Here is a 16657-nt window from a genome sequence, read left to right on the forward strand (position 1 = left end):
AATATTTTTCCCGAAATTAATCATTCCCGGGCATTCTGTTCCATCCGGATATCAGGTGCCGGTCACTGATCAAAAGAATCAGAAACATGGATCCGCTTATCAGAAGACGCGAATAGTTGTCTGGATTTCGAAAACCGCTCAAGACGCTGCTGGTGTTCTTTTTGCACTTTCCGTTTCATAAAATTGAGCCATCCGAAGAATTGCCCTTTTAGTCCATAGGTTTGTGCGATCCAGGCGGTAAGACTAAATCCATCGCTGTGCTCGATGATTTTACCGTCCGCAAACCGCATAAAGGATTTTGCTTTAAAATCAATGACACGCTGTGCATTCAATGAAAAATAGGTTGCCTTCCACTGGCAGGTAGCATATTCCTGATCGATCTCTTCCGTTTTGATCACGGTAAGATCAAAATCCTTAATCCCGGCACAGATCATCTCCCATTTATCATATACCTGCTGTCCTTCCAGCAGCCCAAAAAGAGGGTCGCTGTATACAATATCCGTACTGTACAGCGTATTCATGGCCCTGTAATCCAGATTTCCAAAGGCTGTAAAAAACAAATTAATAGTATCAATATTCGTCATTCTCGTAGGAAACACCGCAAATCTATTGTTTATATTACTGTGGGCGGCACGCGAAAATAAGACAATCGTTTGCATTACGCCTTCTTAAATTCGAACTTAAAAAATCCTTAACTTGGCGCACTAAACTCAAACTCTTATTATGCGCGTTATTTTTTCTCTTATTGCTTGTTTTATTTTATCGAATATCAGGGCGCAGGAGATCAGTATTATTCCCCAGCCGCAATCACTCACGGTTAAAAGCGGCAGCTTCATCATCAGCCGCTCCACACCCATTGTTGCTGCTTCCAAAGCAGACAGGGATATAGCGGTCCTTTTCAACAGCTATCTGAAATCGTACTACGGACTTAGCTTACCGGTTGTTTCCAAGGGAACAAAGGGTATTGTGCTGGGCACCACAGCTGCCGGCGGAGAAGGTTATACCCTGGAATCCGGTAATACCGGTGTAAAAATAACCGGCAATTCAGCCGCCGGTACCTTTTATGGTATACAATCACTGATCCAGTTGCTTCCGGTGCAAAAAGGCAGCACCCTTACTATACCTTCCGTATCCATTACCGACGCACCCGACCGCGCCTACCGTGGTATGATGCTGGATGTAGGCCGTCATTTCTTCCCGGTTGCCTTTGTAAAAAAATACATCGACTATATCGCGCTGCATAAAATGAATTATTTCCATTGGCACCTGACGGAAGACCAGGGCTGGCGGATCGAAATAAAAAAATATCCGGAACTGACATCCGTGGGTGCCTGGAGAAACGGGACTATTACGGGCAATTTTCCCGGCGATGGTAATGATAAAAAACGTTATGGCGGGTTTTATACCCAGGCACAGGTAAAAGAGATCGTTGCCTACGCCGCTAAAAGATACATAACGGTGATCCCCGAGATCGAAATGCCCGGGCATGCTTCCGCAGCCATCGCCTCCTATCCTTACCTGAGCTGCTTTCCGGATGAGCCTACGCAACCGCTGAAAGGCGTGTCCTGGAACGGGGCGTTAAAAGGCAAACAGGTACAACAGGCCTGGGCTGTTTATCCGGATGTGTTTTGCGCGGGAAAGGAAACCACGTTTAAATTCCTGGAAGATGTATTAAGCGAAGTACTTCCGCTGTTTCCCGCTCCCTATGTTCATATCGGCGGCGATGAATGCCCCAAGGACAACTGGAAAAGATGTCCCCTGTGCCAGAAAAAAATACAGGACCTCGGTATAAAAGGCGATTCCACTCATACAGCAGAACATTACCTGCAGAGCTATTTTATCCAGCGGATGGAAAAATTCATCAACTCCAAAGGGAAAAACATTATTGGCTGGGATGAGATCCTCGAAGGCGGACTGGCACCCCATGCCACCGTCATGAGCTGGAGAGGTGAAAAAGGAGGCATTGAGGCCGCACGGCAAAAACACCAGGTGATCATGACCCCTAATAATTACGTCTATTTTGATTATCAGCAGTCACCTAAAGAAGATTCGCTGACCATTACCAATAACCGGAATTTCCTTCCCATTGAAAAAGTATATAACTGGGATATCGTTCCTCCGGGACTGACCGATGATGAGAAAAAACTGATCTGGGGCGGGCAGGCCAATCTGTGGACCGAGTATATAAGCAACCCCAAAAAAGTGGAGTATATGCTGTTTCCAAGGATGAGCGCTTTAAGCGAGGCCTTGTGGAAACCAAAGGCTTCCCGTAATTTTGAGGACTTTCAGAAGCGGATGGAACTTCAGAAGAAGCGGTACCAGCTTTGGGGCGCTGATTATTTTGGCAAATAGGATCCCGTCGGGAGCTGGCTTTGCCGCATTTCATTCACAACAACTAATAAAATATAAAATAACAAAAATGCCTAAGTCGCAAACTGCTACGCAAAATCATTTGGATACCCTGGAGAAAGTGGAAGTACAGATCTATCCTGATCTGAAAGAAGGATCATTGGCCATTGCAAAAAACATCGCTGCCCTTATCCGGGAAAAGCAAAAACAAAAACAAAAATGTGTTTTGGGATTAGCCACCGGCTCCAGTCCGAAGACCCTTTATGCAGAGCTGGTGCGGATGCACAAAGAAGAGAAGCTGAGCTTTAAGAATGTGGTTACATTTAACCTCGACGAATATTATCCCATCAGCAAAGAGGCCATTCAAAGCTATAACCGCTTTATGAAGAACCATCTGTTTGATCATGTGGACATCAACCCCAAAAACATCCATATCCCGGATGGTGAAGTGAGCAAGGAAGATGTAAAAGCTGCCTGCACTGCCTACGAGCAGCTCATTGAAAAAGCTGGCGGTATCGATCTTCAGATCCTTGGTATCGGTAACAACGGGCATATTGGTTTTAACGAACCCGGCTCGGGCATTTATACAAAGACCCGGTTGATCAACCTCGACAATTCTACCCGGATCGCCAATGCCTATGAGTTTGCAAATATTTCTGAAGTACCGCGGATGGCCATTACCATGGGCATCAGCACCATATTGAGATCCAAACAGATCATCCTGATGGCCTGGGGGGCTGCCAAGGCAAAAGCCGTAAAAGCTGCTGTGGAGGAGGATGAGACCGAACATGTACCGGCCTCGCTGCTGCAAAGTCATCCTGATGTTAAATTTGTGGTGGATGAACCGGCGGCATCTGAGCTCACCCGTTTAAAATCACCCTGGCTTACCGGTGATGTGGAATGGACGCCCCGGCTGATCAAGAAAGCGGTGATCAATATGGCGCTGCAACTCAAAAAACCCGTGCTTTCCCTCACCAATGAAGATTATAATGAATTTGGCTTAAGCGACCTGCTGGTGGAAAAAGGCAACGCCTATGAAATCAACCTGGAGGTTTATTACATGCTGCGCGACAGCATTACCGGATGGCCCGGCGGAAAACCCAATGCGGTGATACCCGCGCATCCGGAACGGTCGACACCATACCCCAAAAGGGTACTGATCTTCTCTCCGCATCCGGATGATGATATCATCAGCATGGGCGGCACTTTCCAGCGCCTGCACGACCAGGGCCACGATGTACACGTAGGGTATCAGACCTCCGGTAATATTGCGGTGACCGATGAATTTGTGACCCGCTTTCTCGATTTTGCGGTGGGTTTTAATACCATCGCCAAGATCGACTCTGATAAACCGGCCAAGATCCTGGCACAGACCCGGAAATATGTTGCGGGGAAAAAACCCAACCAGATCGATACCCTTACCATCCGTGAGATCAAAGGGCTCATCCGCCGCGGTGAGGCCAGCGCCACCTGCCGGTATGTGGGTATTCCCGACAGCAATATTCATTTCATGAACATGCCTTTTTACGAGACCGGTACCATTGAGAAAAAGCCGCTCGGTGAAAAGGACATTAAGATCACCATGGAGCTGCTGCGTAAAATAAAACCCCAGCAGGTCTTCTGCGCCGGTGATTTTGCCGATCCGCATGGTACCCACCTGGTTTGCTTCAATGCGGTGGTAGCCGCCCTCCAGCGCATCCGCGAAGCCGGAGACGAATGGGTGAATGACTGCTGGCTGTGGCTGTATAAGGGTGCCTGGCAGGAATGGAATATTGAAGACATTGAGATGGCCATACCCATGAGCCCCGAGCAGGTGTTGAAAAAGCGCTTTGGTATCTTCATCCACCAGTCGCAGAAAGACATGGTGCCTTTCCAGGGTTCGGACAATCGTGAATTCTGGCAGCGTGCGGAAGAACGCAATGCCAATACCGCGAATATTTACGCCGACCTGGGTCTGACGCACTATGCAGCAATGGAAGCATTTGTACGCTGGCATTATTAACAGCTTTACCAAGAAATAAACGGACATCCGCCTGGCAACAGCGCGGATGTTTTTTATGGTACTCCCCTGCTTGGGTTCCGTTGAGCCTGGAGACTTGTGCCACAAAGACACTGAGACACTAAGAAACACTAAGATTTTTTAAAGTTCCACTGTAGAGCTGCATTCTGACCTGGCTGGTTCATTCCCCGCGTACAGGACTATACTAAGGTTGCTCACAGAAGGCACAGATTCGCACAGAAGATTTCAACATCAGCAAACAAGATATATGTCTGTGGAAATCGGTGTAATCCGTGAGAACTATTCCCCTGCTTGGGTTCCGTTGGGCCTGGGGACTTATGCCACAAAGACACTGAGACACTAAGAAACACTAAGATTTTTTAAAGTTCCACTGTAGAGCTGCATTCTGACCTGGATGGTCCATTCCCCGCGTACAGGACTATACTAAGGTTGCTCGCAGAGGACACAGATTCGCACAGAAGATTTCAGCATCAGCAAACAATACATATGTCTGTGGTAATCGGTGTAATCCGAGAGAACTATTCCCCTGCTTGGGTTCCGTTGGGCCTGAAGACTTATGCCACAAAGACACTGAGACACTAAGAAACACTAAGATTTTTTAAAGTTCCACTGTAGAGCTGCATTCTGACCTGGATGGTCCATTCCCCGCGTACAGGACTATACTAAGGTTGCTCGCAGAGGACACAGATTCGCACAGAAGATTTCAGCATCAGCAAACAATACATATGTCTGTGGTAATCGGTGTAATCCGTGAGAACTATTCCCCTGCTTGGGTTCCGTTGGGCCTGAAGACTTATGCCACAAAGACACTAAGACACCAGGAAACATTAAGGTTTTTTATTGCACATTTGTACAGCTGTATCTGACCTGGCTGGTCCATTCCCGGCGTACAGGACTATACTAAGGTTGCTCACAGAAGGCACAGATTCGCACAGAAGATTTCAACATCAGCAAACCTTGCATATGTCTGTGGCAATCGGTGTAATCTGTGAGAACAACTCGCTCCTTTGTGCATCTTTGAGTCCCCGCGTCTTCGTGGTTAATCCGTCCTAAAAGCAAAAAACATACAAAACAGCCACGAAAACTCATTTTATCTTTTTATATTTTTTAAATAAAGTATCTATTTTGGATAAATAATTTTTATTAAACCAACTTCTTTATTAAAAAGATACAAAAAAACAACCCTGATTTTTTTAGTTATTTAGTCGTCCGGCTTATCTTTAACACCAGCATGCCTTTAACGGTTTACTAACTTCTTAAAGCCATTAAACATTAATATGAACCGCAGAAAATTTATCAAGAGCAGTGCTGCATCGTTTGCGGCATTTACAATTGTGCCCTCCTATGTACTGGGAGGTCCAAAACATATTGCTCCAAGCGATCAGCTGACAAAAGCGATTATCGGTGTGGGGGCGATGGGCCAGAACCACATCCCCTATCCGGGTGCCCGCCTGGTGGCCATTTGCGATGTAGACAAAAAGCATCTGGCAACAGCATTGGGCAAATCCCCGCAGGGAACCAGGACCTATCACGATTACCGGGAGTTGTTGCAGGATCCGGCGATCGATATTGTGCATATCGCCACACCACCCCACTGGCACGGTATCATGAGCGTGGACGCTGCCAACGCCGGCAAGGACGTATGGTGCGAAAAGCCCATGACCCGCACCATTGGTGAAGGCAAGCGTGTAAGGGAAGTGATCCAGCAGAATGAACGCATGTTCCGGCTTAATACCTGGTTCCGTTTTAAAGATAATTTTTACGGCATGAACACCACTGTAAAGCCGATAAAAAAACTGGTGGAAAGCGGTCTCCTGGGATGGCCGCTGAAAGTGACCGTAAACGCCGCCACGGGTTTTAACTGGAAATTCTTCTGGGTGGGAAAATCCGTACTGGATGTACAGCCCGTTCCGCAGGAGCTGGATTATGACTTCTGGCTGGGACCCGCGCCCTACAAGCCTTACAACCCCCACCGCGTGCACCAGACCTTCCGCGGTTACTGGGATTATGATGGCGGTGGCCTGGGGGATATGGGGCAGCATTACCTCGACCCGGTTCAATATTTTCTGGGGAAAGATCATACCAGCCCGGTACGGATCGATGTGGACGCACCGGAGCAGGACCCGGATGCGGCCGGTACCTGGAAGCGCATTGAGCTTACCTACGAAGACGGCTGCAAGATCATCCTGGATGGTGAGAACCGTGATACCAGCGCCGCCTATATCGAAGGACCAAAAGGCAAAGTGTTCAACGGCTTCCGGACCACCATTCCGGACCTGGACAAAAAACTGGCGGCACTGCCCGACCCTGAGCCGCAGCTGGGTGACTTTTCGCAGGCCGTAAAAACGCGTCAGAAATTTGCACTCAATGAGGACAATGGCTTCCGTTCCGCCACATTGGTGAACCTGGCCATTATTGCCGTACGGCTGGGCCGGTCCCTTGAGTTTGACCCGGTGAAACTGGAATTTAAAAATGACGCCGCTGCCAATGCACTCATTAACCAACCCATACGTGGTCCCTGGTCCATTTGATTATCCTAAAAAACCAAGTGAAGTGATGAAAAAATTTACGCTATTAACCGTTATATTTTTCCTTATAACCGGTGTTTCCTTTGCACAGCAAAAAACAGATGTGCGGACCACCGAAACAAAGGTGGCCGACCTGCTGATGAAAATGCCGCCGCAAAGCTCAGCAGAACTGGATGCTGCAATGAAAGAGCTGATCAGCATCGGCGATCCGGGCTATCGCAGGATCATTGCCACCATTCAGCCTCCCGGCAAACGCACCGATGAAGCAGCACGATATGCCATCAGCGGATTGACAAAATATCTTGGAAAGGGAAGCGATCGCAACGCCAGACGCATTGCTGCACTGGCATTGATCAACGGACTGAAAACCGCAAAAAACGAAGAGGTAAAGGATTTCCTGTTACAGGAACTGCAATACGTGGCCGGTGATGAAGCGGTGCCCGTGGTAAAAAGCTACCTGCTTAATAAACGCCTCAGCGATCCTGCTGCACGGGTACTGGTAAGGGTAAATACCACTACGTCAGCCAATGCCATACTGTATGCCTTGTCCGGGGCAAAAGGCAGTCAGCAGCTCACATTGATCAAAGCGCTGGGCGACCTGAAGTATGCGCCTGCTGCAAAAAAACTACAACAGCTTTATCCCGCTGTCCAGGATCCCAATACACGAAAAGCAGTGCTGTACTCGCTGGCAGTGATCGGTGATCCGCAATCGGCCGCGACCATGAAGGCCGCAGCACAAAAAGTAAATTATAAGGCCGAAGGGACCAATGCGGTAAACTCTTACCTACGTTACCTGTCAAAACTTGCAGAAGGCTCCGGCAGATCTGCTGCTGAAAAAACAGCAAGAGAATTGCTTGCTATGAGCGGACTCCCGGGTCAGTTCCGCAATGCCGCACTGGCGCTGCTGTATAAAACAGCCGGCGAAAATGCCCGTCCGGAGCTGCTTTCAGCACTTTCTTCTTCCGACAAACAATACCGTGCTGCGGCGGTTTCCTTACTGGAGCAATCCTACAATGCACAAACTTCCGCGCAACTGCAGGATGCCGTAAAAAAAACAACAGATCCGGAACAGCAAGCCGACCTGCTGCACGTATTCGGTACACATAAGGACCAGTCGGCCCTGCCGTTACTTACCAATTTACTGGGATCGGATAATAAAACGGTACAGCTGGCGGCCATTGCAGCCATTGCCCGTGCGGGCGACGACAAAGCAATTGCTCCGCTGCTGAATCTTATAAAATCAGGCGATGCCGCTGCTTCCGGTGCTGCAAAGGATGCGCTGCTTACAATTAAAGGACCAGATGTAGCCAGCCAGGCTGCAGCCCTGCTGCCGCAGACCTCCGGTACCGCACATGCGGCATTGATGGACATTGCAGCCCGCCGTGGTGGTGAAAAATATGCATCTGTTGTTTTTGCGGATGCCGCCAGCAGCGATGCGGTGGTACGTCTTGCTGCAATAAAAGCCCTTCCCTATGTGGCTTCCGCCGGTGATGAGGCAAAGATCGCCGGCCTGTTAAATAAAGCATCAAGCGTGGAAGAGGCGGATGCTTTACAGCAAGCCTTGTATGCCTCCATCAAAGAAAAGAAAACAAAGGCAGACCAGGTAACTGCCGTAAAAGAACTGATGAATGGTGCGGAAGCCAGCAAGACCCACTACTATTCTGTACTGGGTGATATCGGGGGAAAGGAAGCCCTGGACGTGGTGCTCAATGATTTTAAGACCGGCACCCCTGATCAAAAAGCAGCCGCACTGAAAGCCCTTTCCACCTGGAGCGATTTTACGGCACTGGATGCCCTTTATGCCATAGCGAAAGATCCCGCCAATGCTTCGTTTAAGAATGATGCGCTGAATAGTTTTATTGCCGGTATCAACCGTTCGAAAAATCCGCTGGATCAAAAAGTGCTCATGTTCCGCAATGCCATGGAGCTGGCCGCCACCAAGGCACAAAAGACCAATATCCTTAAGGGCATTTCAGCCAACAGCTCTTTATTATCGCTGGTATTTGTTTCCAGCTACCTGGATGATCCTGCACTGGAGCAGGCTGCCGTGCAGGCCGTGCTGAACATCGTCACCGACCATACAGACCTGTACGGACCGTTGGTGGAAAATATTGTCAACAAAGCAATTACCCTCAACAAAGACGGAGAAGCCGCTTATCAGAAAGCCGCATGGGTAAAACAACTGGCGGGTCTGCCAAAAGAACCGGGTTATGTATCGATGTTCAACGGCAAGGACCTTACCGGTTGGAAAGGCCTGGTGGAAAACCCCATTGCCCGTGCAAAAATGTCGCCCGAAAAACTGGCGGAAGCGCAGAAAAAGGCCGACGAGCAAATGCGTAAGGACTGGAGGGTAGAGAACGGTGTACTGGTATTTGATGGCAAGGGTTTTGACAACCTGGTTTCCTCGAAAATGTATGAAGACTTTGAGCTGTTTGTTGACTGGAGAATGGAGGCAAAAGGTGATGGCGGTGTTTATTTGCGCGGTTCACCACAGGTGCAGACATGGGACCCCTCCCGTACGGATGTAGGCGCAGAGGTTGGTTCCGGCGGCTTATACAACAACCAGAAGAATCCCAGCAAACCACTGTTGTTTGCCGATAATCCCATCAATGAATGGAATACCTTCCGCATTAAAATGGTGGGCAGCAAGGTAACTGTTTATCTCAACGGGCAGCTGGTGACCAACAATATAACGCTGGAAAATTACTGGGACCGCAAGATCCCCATCTTCGATAAAGAGGCCATCGAATTACAGGCACATGGTACCCGCCTGGAATTCCGCGATGTATATGTGCGCGAGATCCCCCGGGCAAAACCCTATGAGCTCAGCGATGCCGAAAAGAAAGAAGGCTTTGTACCGCTCTTTAACGGGGTGAATATGGAAGGATGGACCGGTAATACCGAAGGTTATTTTGCCCAGGGCGGCACCATGATCTGCGATCCCGCTGTACCGGCACCGGAAGGCGCTTCTAAAAACGTGTATACGCAAAAGGAATACAGTGATTTTATCATGCGTTTTGAATTCCAGCTGACACCCGGCGCCAACAATGGCCTGGGCATCCGCGCCCCGCTTACCGGTGATGCGGCTTATGAAGGGATGGAGTTACAGATCCTGGATAATGAAGCGCCGATCTACAAAGACCTGAAGCCCTATCAATACCATGGCTCTGTATATGGCATCATCCCCGCTCTGAGAGGTTATTTAAAACCCGTGGGCGAATGGAACTATGAGGAAGTACGTGCAGTGGGTAACCGGATCACCGTTATTCTGAACGGCAAGACCATTGTGGATGGCGATATTGCAACCGCCAGTAAGAACAATACGGAAACACCGGATCATAAACAGCACCCCGGCCTGCTGAATAAATCAGGGCATATCGGGTTCCTGGGACACGGCTCCTATCTTAAATTCAGAAATCTGAGGATCAAAGACCTCGGACAGAAATAATACCGTTTATAGTAAAAAAGGAAAAGAGGCTGTCTCCTATCTGAGACGGCCTCTTTTATTGAAGATACACTGCGCAACGGATGTTGGACGTATGACAGGTGAGTCTGGCAGGCAAACTCCCGTTATAATGAACCCGCATCAAAATTATTTCTCTTTCGGGCGGCAAGAGCACCTTAGTCGTCAACTTATGGTCTGAGCCGGTGGCGCTCCCGATTTTATTGCCGTTTTTTGGGCGCGAGACAGCCCTCCTGTCACACTACCCTGGGGCTTACAAAGGCCAGTGGTCTGATAAATTCAAACAACTCCGGAATTTATTCCGGGAAATAACAACCGGTCTGCAAGCCGAGTGCCGGCGGCACGGTGCATTTTCTTACGTTGACGGTCATGCAGAGGACGCGGCCCGGAGCCAGGATATGGTTCGAATCGGTGGCGCTCCCGCTTTTATTGCTGTTTTTGGGCGCGGGACAGTCCTCCTGTCGCACTACCCTGGGGCTTACAAAGGCCAGCGGCCTGGTATATTTAAATAACTCCGGAATTTATTCCGGGAAATAACAACCGGTCTGCAAGCCGAGTGCCAGCGGCACGGTGCATTTTCTTACGTTGATGGTGATGCAGAGGACGCTAACACCGCAATGATGCATTTTAATAAAATGGATCCCGGTCCATTATCAGGGACAGAACGTTTTCAATTTTAATATTCCGGCGGATTGTTTAAATTAGCGCATAACAGAACAGATCAGGAGTAAATTAAACTTTTTGGAATTACAGGAGGTCCCATACCAGGATGATACGCTGATCCAACGCTTTCGCGAAGGAGATGAAACTGCTTTTACCACCATTTATCATAATCTCTATGAAAAGTTATACTGGTATGGCCGGCGTTTTGTGCCACAGGAGACGGAAGTGGAAGATATACTGGCAGAAGCCTATCTAAAAGCCTGGGATAAAAGACAGGAGTTTAAGGATATGGAGGCCGTCACCGGCTTTTTGCACATCGTGGTCCGTAATCAGTGTTTAAATTATTTAAAGCGGGAGCAAATGAAGAGCGCCCGCCAGCAATCCCTGCTTGCCCAGCTGGATGCGTTTGAACCCGGCGATTTTAGCATCGAGGATTTGCAGGCATCGCTGCTGCGCAGGATTTTTGATGAAATTGATCAGTTGCCTCCGAAATTGCGCGATACCTTTTTACTTTCCTATAAAGACGGGTTAAAGCCGGCGGCCATCGCAGCACGACTGGGCGTAAGCGTTCAAACCGTAAAAAACCAGAAAACACATGGGCTCAAAATACTCCGGACAGTACTTGCAAACGATCCGTTATTACTCTTTATACTCTTCCTGCTGGAGCAGCATTTTGATGCATAATATAAAGTTTTAGCAATTCCGATAGTACGTTCGTACTTTCCGATTGTTTTATTATTAAATGACAGCTATTAAGGTCATATCGGGTTTATTGTTAAAACAGTTTTCTGAAGAGCTTTCAGGAGAAGAGCAGGCCCTTCTGGATAAGTGGCTGCAGCAGTCACCTGCCAACAGGGCTTTCTACAATAAAATCAATGACGAAGAAGAATTCCGGAAATTGCTTCTCTCCTATCATTTGAACGAACGGCAGGCATCAGAAGAAAGAGTACTCAATCAACTGTTTCAGAAAATCAACGGGCACAGATCTGAGGGCAAAAGAAAGACAGGGAATATGACCCGGTGGCTGGCAGCCGCCGCTGTTATCGCCATTGTGGGAGCTACTGTTTACCTGTATGTCGTTCAAAAGCGACATAGCCCCACTGCAATCGTTGCTCAGGCGCAGGATATCCAGGCACCTTCCTCTAACCGCGCCATGATTACGCTGGCAGATGGAAGCAACGTATTTCTGGATAGTCTGGGAAATGGTCAGCTGGTACAGCAGGGAAATGTAAAACTGGTGAAATTAGCCAACGGGAAAATCGCGTATCAGGCCGCCAACGCCCCTTCCGAAGGAGGCGCGGCTGTACTGAACACGTTGAGGAATCCCCGCGGCAGCAAGGTAATTGACATGCAATTATCCGATGGAAGCCATGTATGGCTGAATGCGGGTTCCTCCATCACCTATCCCGTAGTGTTTACAGGCGATGAGCGGAAAGTGGAGTTGAAAGGCGAAGGGTATTTTGAAGTAGCCCCCTCCAGTTCTCCCAAAGGGGGAAAACGTCGGCCATTTATTGTAACGTTCCCTTCTCCTCTCGGAGGAGGCCGGGAGGGGGCGGTAGAAGTATTGGGTACGCATTTCAATGTAAACGCATATGGGGATGAGCCGGCAACTAAAGTAACCCTACTCGAGGGTAGTGTCCATGTAGCTCCCCTCTTCAAAGAAAACGGATCGGGATTGAAGCTTAAGCCCGGTCAGCAGGCCGTTGTTAACCTGTCCACCTATCAACTGATCAGCCACCCCAACCTCACCCAGGTAATGGCCTGGAAAAATGGTTTGTTTGAATTTGACGATGCCGATATTCAATCTGTCATGAAAGAGTTAGCACGATGGTATAATATAGACGTATCCTATTCCGGCAGCAGGTCCCAGCACTTTGTAGGAAGCATTGAACGGAGCAAACCGTTATCAAAAGTACTGACCATGCTGGAAAAAACAGGAGCAGTAACATTTGAAGTAAAAGGAAATAGAGTTATCGTAAAAGAATAAGCACGCTCATAAAAAAGCCGTTCCGGATGGAGCCCGGAACGGCGGATATTTTGGGCATACAATGATCACGTTTGGAAACGATTGTTTAACCTGTCTGCCGACAAGCAGGCCCAAAACCTGTTCCGGGGTTGCCGGAACCAAGCAAAGCTATGCATTTAAAACAGTTCTGTCATTATGGCGGTAAAATATTTTATTTTCCGCAGCAGGGGAACGGCATCAGAAAACGATTATCAGGGAGCTTCCTGCCGGAAACCAGTATCTTGGGGCTACATGAACGGAAAAAAATATTCAGGGTGATGAAACTGATTGCAATCTTTTTATTCTGGGCCTGCCTTACATCAGCCGCTACCGGGTTTTCACAAACGGTAACCCTGAGAGGCAATGGCATTCTGCTCGAAAATGTGTTTAAAGAAATACGTAAACAAACAGGGTATAAATTTCTTTATAGCAGGGAAGCGCTGCAACACTCCAAAAAAGTTTCGGTTAATGCATATGCCCAGCCGATGGAACAGGTATTACAGCAATGCTTCAGGGGCCAGCCGCTTACCTATGAAATCATTGAGAAAACAATTATTGTAAAACTGCGGACTACTTCGACAATGACACCTCCATTACTGAAGGAGCAGCCATCCCTCCCCACTGCCGAAGAAATTCAGGGACGCGTTACAGACAGTACAGGGGCCCCTTTGTCCGGAGCTTCTGTAAATATAAAGGGCACCAATACCGGCACCACTACAAATGCCAACGGGAGATTTACGATAAATGCAAAGGCGACCGACATCCTTATTATCTCTTTTATAGGATACCAGACTGTTGAGTTGCCGGCAAATAGTACTTCTTTATCGGCCATCACGCTTTTTCCTGTTGAAAGCCGGCTGGAAGATTTTGTGGTAGTAGGTTATGGAGTCCAGCGTAAAAAAGATCTTACCGGCGCCATTTCATCTGTCAGTGCCAAAGACATCGCCAATACCCCTGTTAAGGATGTGCTCTCGGCCATGCAGGGCAGGATGGCCGGTGTGCAGGTCGTTTCAAATTCCGGCGCCCCCGGTGACGGCATCAATGTTACCGTAAGGGGACAATCTTCCCTGAATGCCGGTAATGCCCCACTCTATATCATCGATGGGATTCCGGTGGATGCCGGCTCCATCTCCCAGTTAAATGGTTTTGAATCGCACGGACTCAATCCGCTTTCCTATATTAACCCCAGCGATATCGAATCGATTGAAGTGTTAAAGGATGCTGCCTCAACCTCCATTTACGGATCAAGAGCCGCCAATGGTGTGGTAATGATCACCACCAAAAGCGGAAAGGCCGGGAAGGCAAAAGTGAACATCAATTTTTATGCAGGTGTCAGCAACATCACGCGGCATCTTGACGTGCTGAACGCAGCACAATGGCGATCCAACATCCTGGAGGCATACCGCAACCTGGATATTTACAATAACGCTACAACCCCGACAGTGCCCCATTGGTCGGTACTGGATTCTTTAAGTCCTATGAATACAGGCGATGTGGATTGGCAAAGTGTTATGTACAGAACTGCCGTTCAGAAGCAGCTGGATTTTTCCGTAAGCGGCGGTACCGAAAAAAGCGTTTATGCGCTCAGCACTTCTATTCTTGACCAGGACGGGATCTTTATTGCCTCAAAGTACCGCAGGATCACTTCAAGACTTAATGCCGATTTTAATATCTCCAAAAAACTGAAACTGGGGTATAATGTCATTTACAGTAATGAACGCAACAACCGCATCAATGCCGGTGGTGATGGGAACCACAGCCTGGTGCAATCCATTTTAGTACGGCCGCCTACCTACGCGCTCACCTATCCGGATGGTTCCCCGATCTATTATTTTAACGGGAAGAGAAATCCTGTGGGCCTGGCATTGGAAGCCACCCACCTCAATACAACCAACCGGATCATCGGCAGCCAGTACCTGGAATACCAGATCCTGGATGGCCTTAAGTTCAGAACAAGCATCAGCCTGGATTTTACCTCCATGAAAGAGGATGAGTTCCTGCCCTCTACTGTGGATTACCGGGAAGGCTATAATTCAGGGAGTGTGCGGGCTACCAATAACCTTACCTGGGCCAACGAAAATTATTTCACCTATCACAAAACATTTAATACCGACCATGATTTTACCGCCCTGGCGGGTTTCAGCCAGCAGGCCTGGAAACTGGAAACCACGGGACTCAACGGTATGTATTTTGCCAGCGACCGCATCCGCACGCTTAACGGAGCCGGCACGATCTCCGGGCAGGATGTAAACGTTACCGTGGAGCATGGCATGGTTTCTTATTTTGGAAGGGTTGGGTACAATTACAAAAGCAAATACCTTTTCCAGGCCAACCTGAGAGCAGACGGATCATCAAGATTTGGAAAGGACAACCGGTTCGGCTTCTTCCCGTCGGCTTCAGCAGCATGGCGTTTTTCAGCAGAACCGTTTTTGGAAAATGCGACGTTCCTTAATGATGGTAAATTGCGGCTCAGTGTAGGGCAGACAGGGAATGAGGCCATTGGTAATTACACTTCGCAGGGCGAATTTGCTATCGGATACAATTATCTCGACAAATCGGGCGCCGCGCCAACGGTTATGCCCAACTCCAACCTCACCTGGGAAACATCCACCCAGTATGATCTGGGACTTGACCTTTCCCTGTTCAATCACCGGGTTTCGTTTACCGGTGATGTATACATAAAAAACACCCGCGATCTTTTATTCGATGTGCCTATACCCGAAACCACGGGTTTTCCTTTTATGACACAGAACATCGGTAAAATACAAAATAAAGGGCTGGAACTGGCCCTTACCACCAGGAACCTGACCAGGGACCTGAAGTGGAGTACCACATTTAACATCGGCCTCAACCGCAATAAAGTAGTCAGCCTTCCGGAACAGGTGCTTACCAACGGATACATACAGAATGGCGCTTTTCATATTTTAAAAGTAGGACAGCCCATTGGCGTTTTCTACGGGTATAAGTTTTTAGGTGTTTATGCCAGTGATGCCGATAATGTAAACGAAGTACGCAACGGCTCCGCCAACGGGAAAATTTTTGCGGGTGGCGATCCCATCTGGGACGACCGCAACGGCGATCATGTGATCAACGCGGAAGATCAGCAGATCATCGGTAATGCGCAGCCTGGTTTTACAGGAGGCTTTATCAATGACTTCACCTACAAGAATTTTTCACTGAATATCTTCTTCCAGTTTTCAAACGGCAACGACATTTACAGCCAGCTGAACCAGCTGAGGCATTCGGTGGTGGCCTACAACAATGTGTCGCGGGATGCATTGAACCGATGGAAAGCGCAGGGCGACATTACCGATTATCCCAGAACGATCTTTAATGATCCCCTGGCTACGGACAGCCGTGTTTCCGACCGCTGGATCAGCGATGGTTCTTACCTGAGATTAAAAAATGTACGCCTTTCCTACAACCTGCCGCAGGGGCTGATGGATAAGCTGAGCCTGAGAAGTGTAAAAGTATATGCTTCCGGGGAGAACCTGCTGACCTGGACAAAGTATACCGGTTACGATCCGGATGTAAGCTCGTACAGTGGTTTAAGAATTGGCATCGACGGGGGCTCCTATCCGCAGAGCCGTACGTTTATTTTTGGACTAAATGTTGAACTATAATACTCC

At 48.5% G+C, this 16657-nt stretch carries 8 protein-coding genes; 7 read left to right on the forward strand and 1 reads right to left on the reverse strand.

Annotated elements, in window-relative coordinates; all coding sequences use genetic code 11:
- Positions 1–62 precede the first annotated feature (62 nt).
- Positions 63–599 carry a nuclear transport factor 2 family protein gene (locus K7B07_RS24710; protein WP_223713221.1) on the reverse strand — a complete coding sequence of 179 codons (537 nt, stop codon included), beginning with the start codon at positions 597–599 and terminating at the stop codon, positions 63–65.
- 124 nt (positions 600–723) lie between these two features.
- Between K7B07_RS24710 and K7B07_RS24715 the strand changes: the two genes are divergently transcribed.
- The 7 genes from K7B07_RS24715 to K7B07_RS24745 all read left to right on the forward strand — a co-directional run bounded on the left by K7B07_RS24715 (position 724) and on the right by K7B07_RS24745 (position 16651).
- On the forward strand, positions 724–2352 hold the full coding sequence (locus K7B07_RS24715; protein WP_223713222.1) for a beta-N-acetylhexosaminidase: 1629 nt from the start codon (positions 724–726) through the stop codon (positions 2350–2352).
- 67 nt (positions 2353–2419) lie between these two features.
- Positions 2420–4351 carry a glucosamine-6-phosphate deaminase gene (gene nagB, locus K7B07_RS24720; RefSeq protein WP_223713223.1) on the forward strand — a complete coding sequence of 644 codons (1932 nt, stop codon included), beginning with the start codon at positions 2420–2422 and terminating at the stop codon, positions 4349–4351.
- A 1295-nt stretch (positions 4352–5646) separates the two neighbouring features.
- Positions 5647–6900 carry a Gfo/Idh/MocA family oxidoreductase gene (locus K7B07_RS24725; RefSeq protein WP_223713224.1) on the forward strand — a complete coding sequence of 418 codons (1254 nt, stop codon included), beginning with the start codon at positions 5647–5649 and terminating at the stop codon, positions 6898–6900.
- Between the two features lie 25 nt (positions 6901–6925).
- Positions 6926–10345 (forward strand): DUF1080 domain-containing protein, encoded by a 3420-nt coding sequence (locus K7B07_RS24730; protein ID WP_223713225.1) that lies wholly within the window; start codon positions 6926–6928, stop codon positions 10343–10345.
- A gap of 756 nt (positions 10346–11101) precedes the next feature.
- Complete coding sequence (locus K7B07_RS24735; RefSeq protein WP_223713226.1) at positions 11102–11707, forward strand: RNA polymerase sigma factor; 606 nt, start codon at positions 11102–11104, stop codon at positions 11705–11707.
- A 58-nt stretch (positions 11708–11765) separates the two neighbouring features.
- Entirely contained in the window at positions 11766–13010 is a 1245-nt protein-coding gene (locus K7B07_RS24740; protein WP_223713227.1) for a FecR family protein, read from the forward strand.
- 296 nt (positions 13011–13306) lie between these two features.
- On the forward strand, positions 13307–16651 hold the full coding sequence (locus K7B07_RS24745) for a TonB-dependent receptor (RefSeq protein WP_223713228.1): 3345 nt from the start codon (positions 13307–13309) through the stop codon (positions 16649–16651).
- Positions 16652–16657 lie beyond the last annotated feature (6 nt).

It is taken from the genome of Niabella beijingensis (assembly GCF_020034665.1).
In the GTDB taxonomy this organism is placed as follows: Bacteria; Bacteroidota; Bacteroidia; order Chitinophagales; family Chitinophagaceae; genus Niabella; species Niabella beijingensis.

Coding starts and splice junctions, on each gene's coding strand:
- K7B07_RS24715 (WP_223713222.1), top strand. CDS start 724: ATGCGCGTTATTTTTTCTCTTATTGCTTGTTTTATTTTATCGAATATC.
- nagB (WP_223713223.1), top strand. CDS start 2,420: ATGCCTAAGTCGCAAACTGCTACGCAAAATCATTTGGATACCCTGGAG.
- K7B07_RS24725 (WP_223713224.1), top strand. CDS start 5,647: ATGAACCGCAGAAAATTTATCAAGAGCAGTGCTGCATCGTTTGCGGCA.
- K7B07_RS24730 (WP_223713225.1), top strand. CDS start 6,926: ATGAAAAAATTTACGCTATTAACCGTTATATTTTTCCTTATAACCGGT.
- K7B07_RS24740 (WP_223713227.1), top strand. CDS start 11,766: ATGACAGCTATTAAGGTCATATCGGGTTTATTGTTAAAACAGTTTTCT.
- K7B07_RS24745 (WP_223713228.1), top strand. CDS start 13,307: ATGAAACTGATTGCAATCTTTTTATTCTGGGCCTGCCTTACATCAGCC.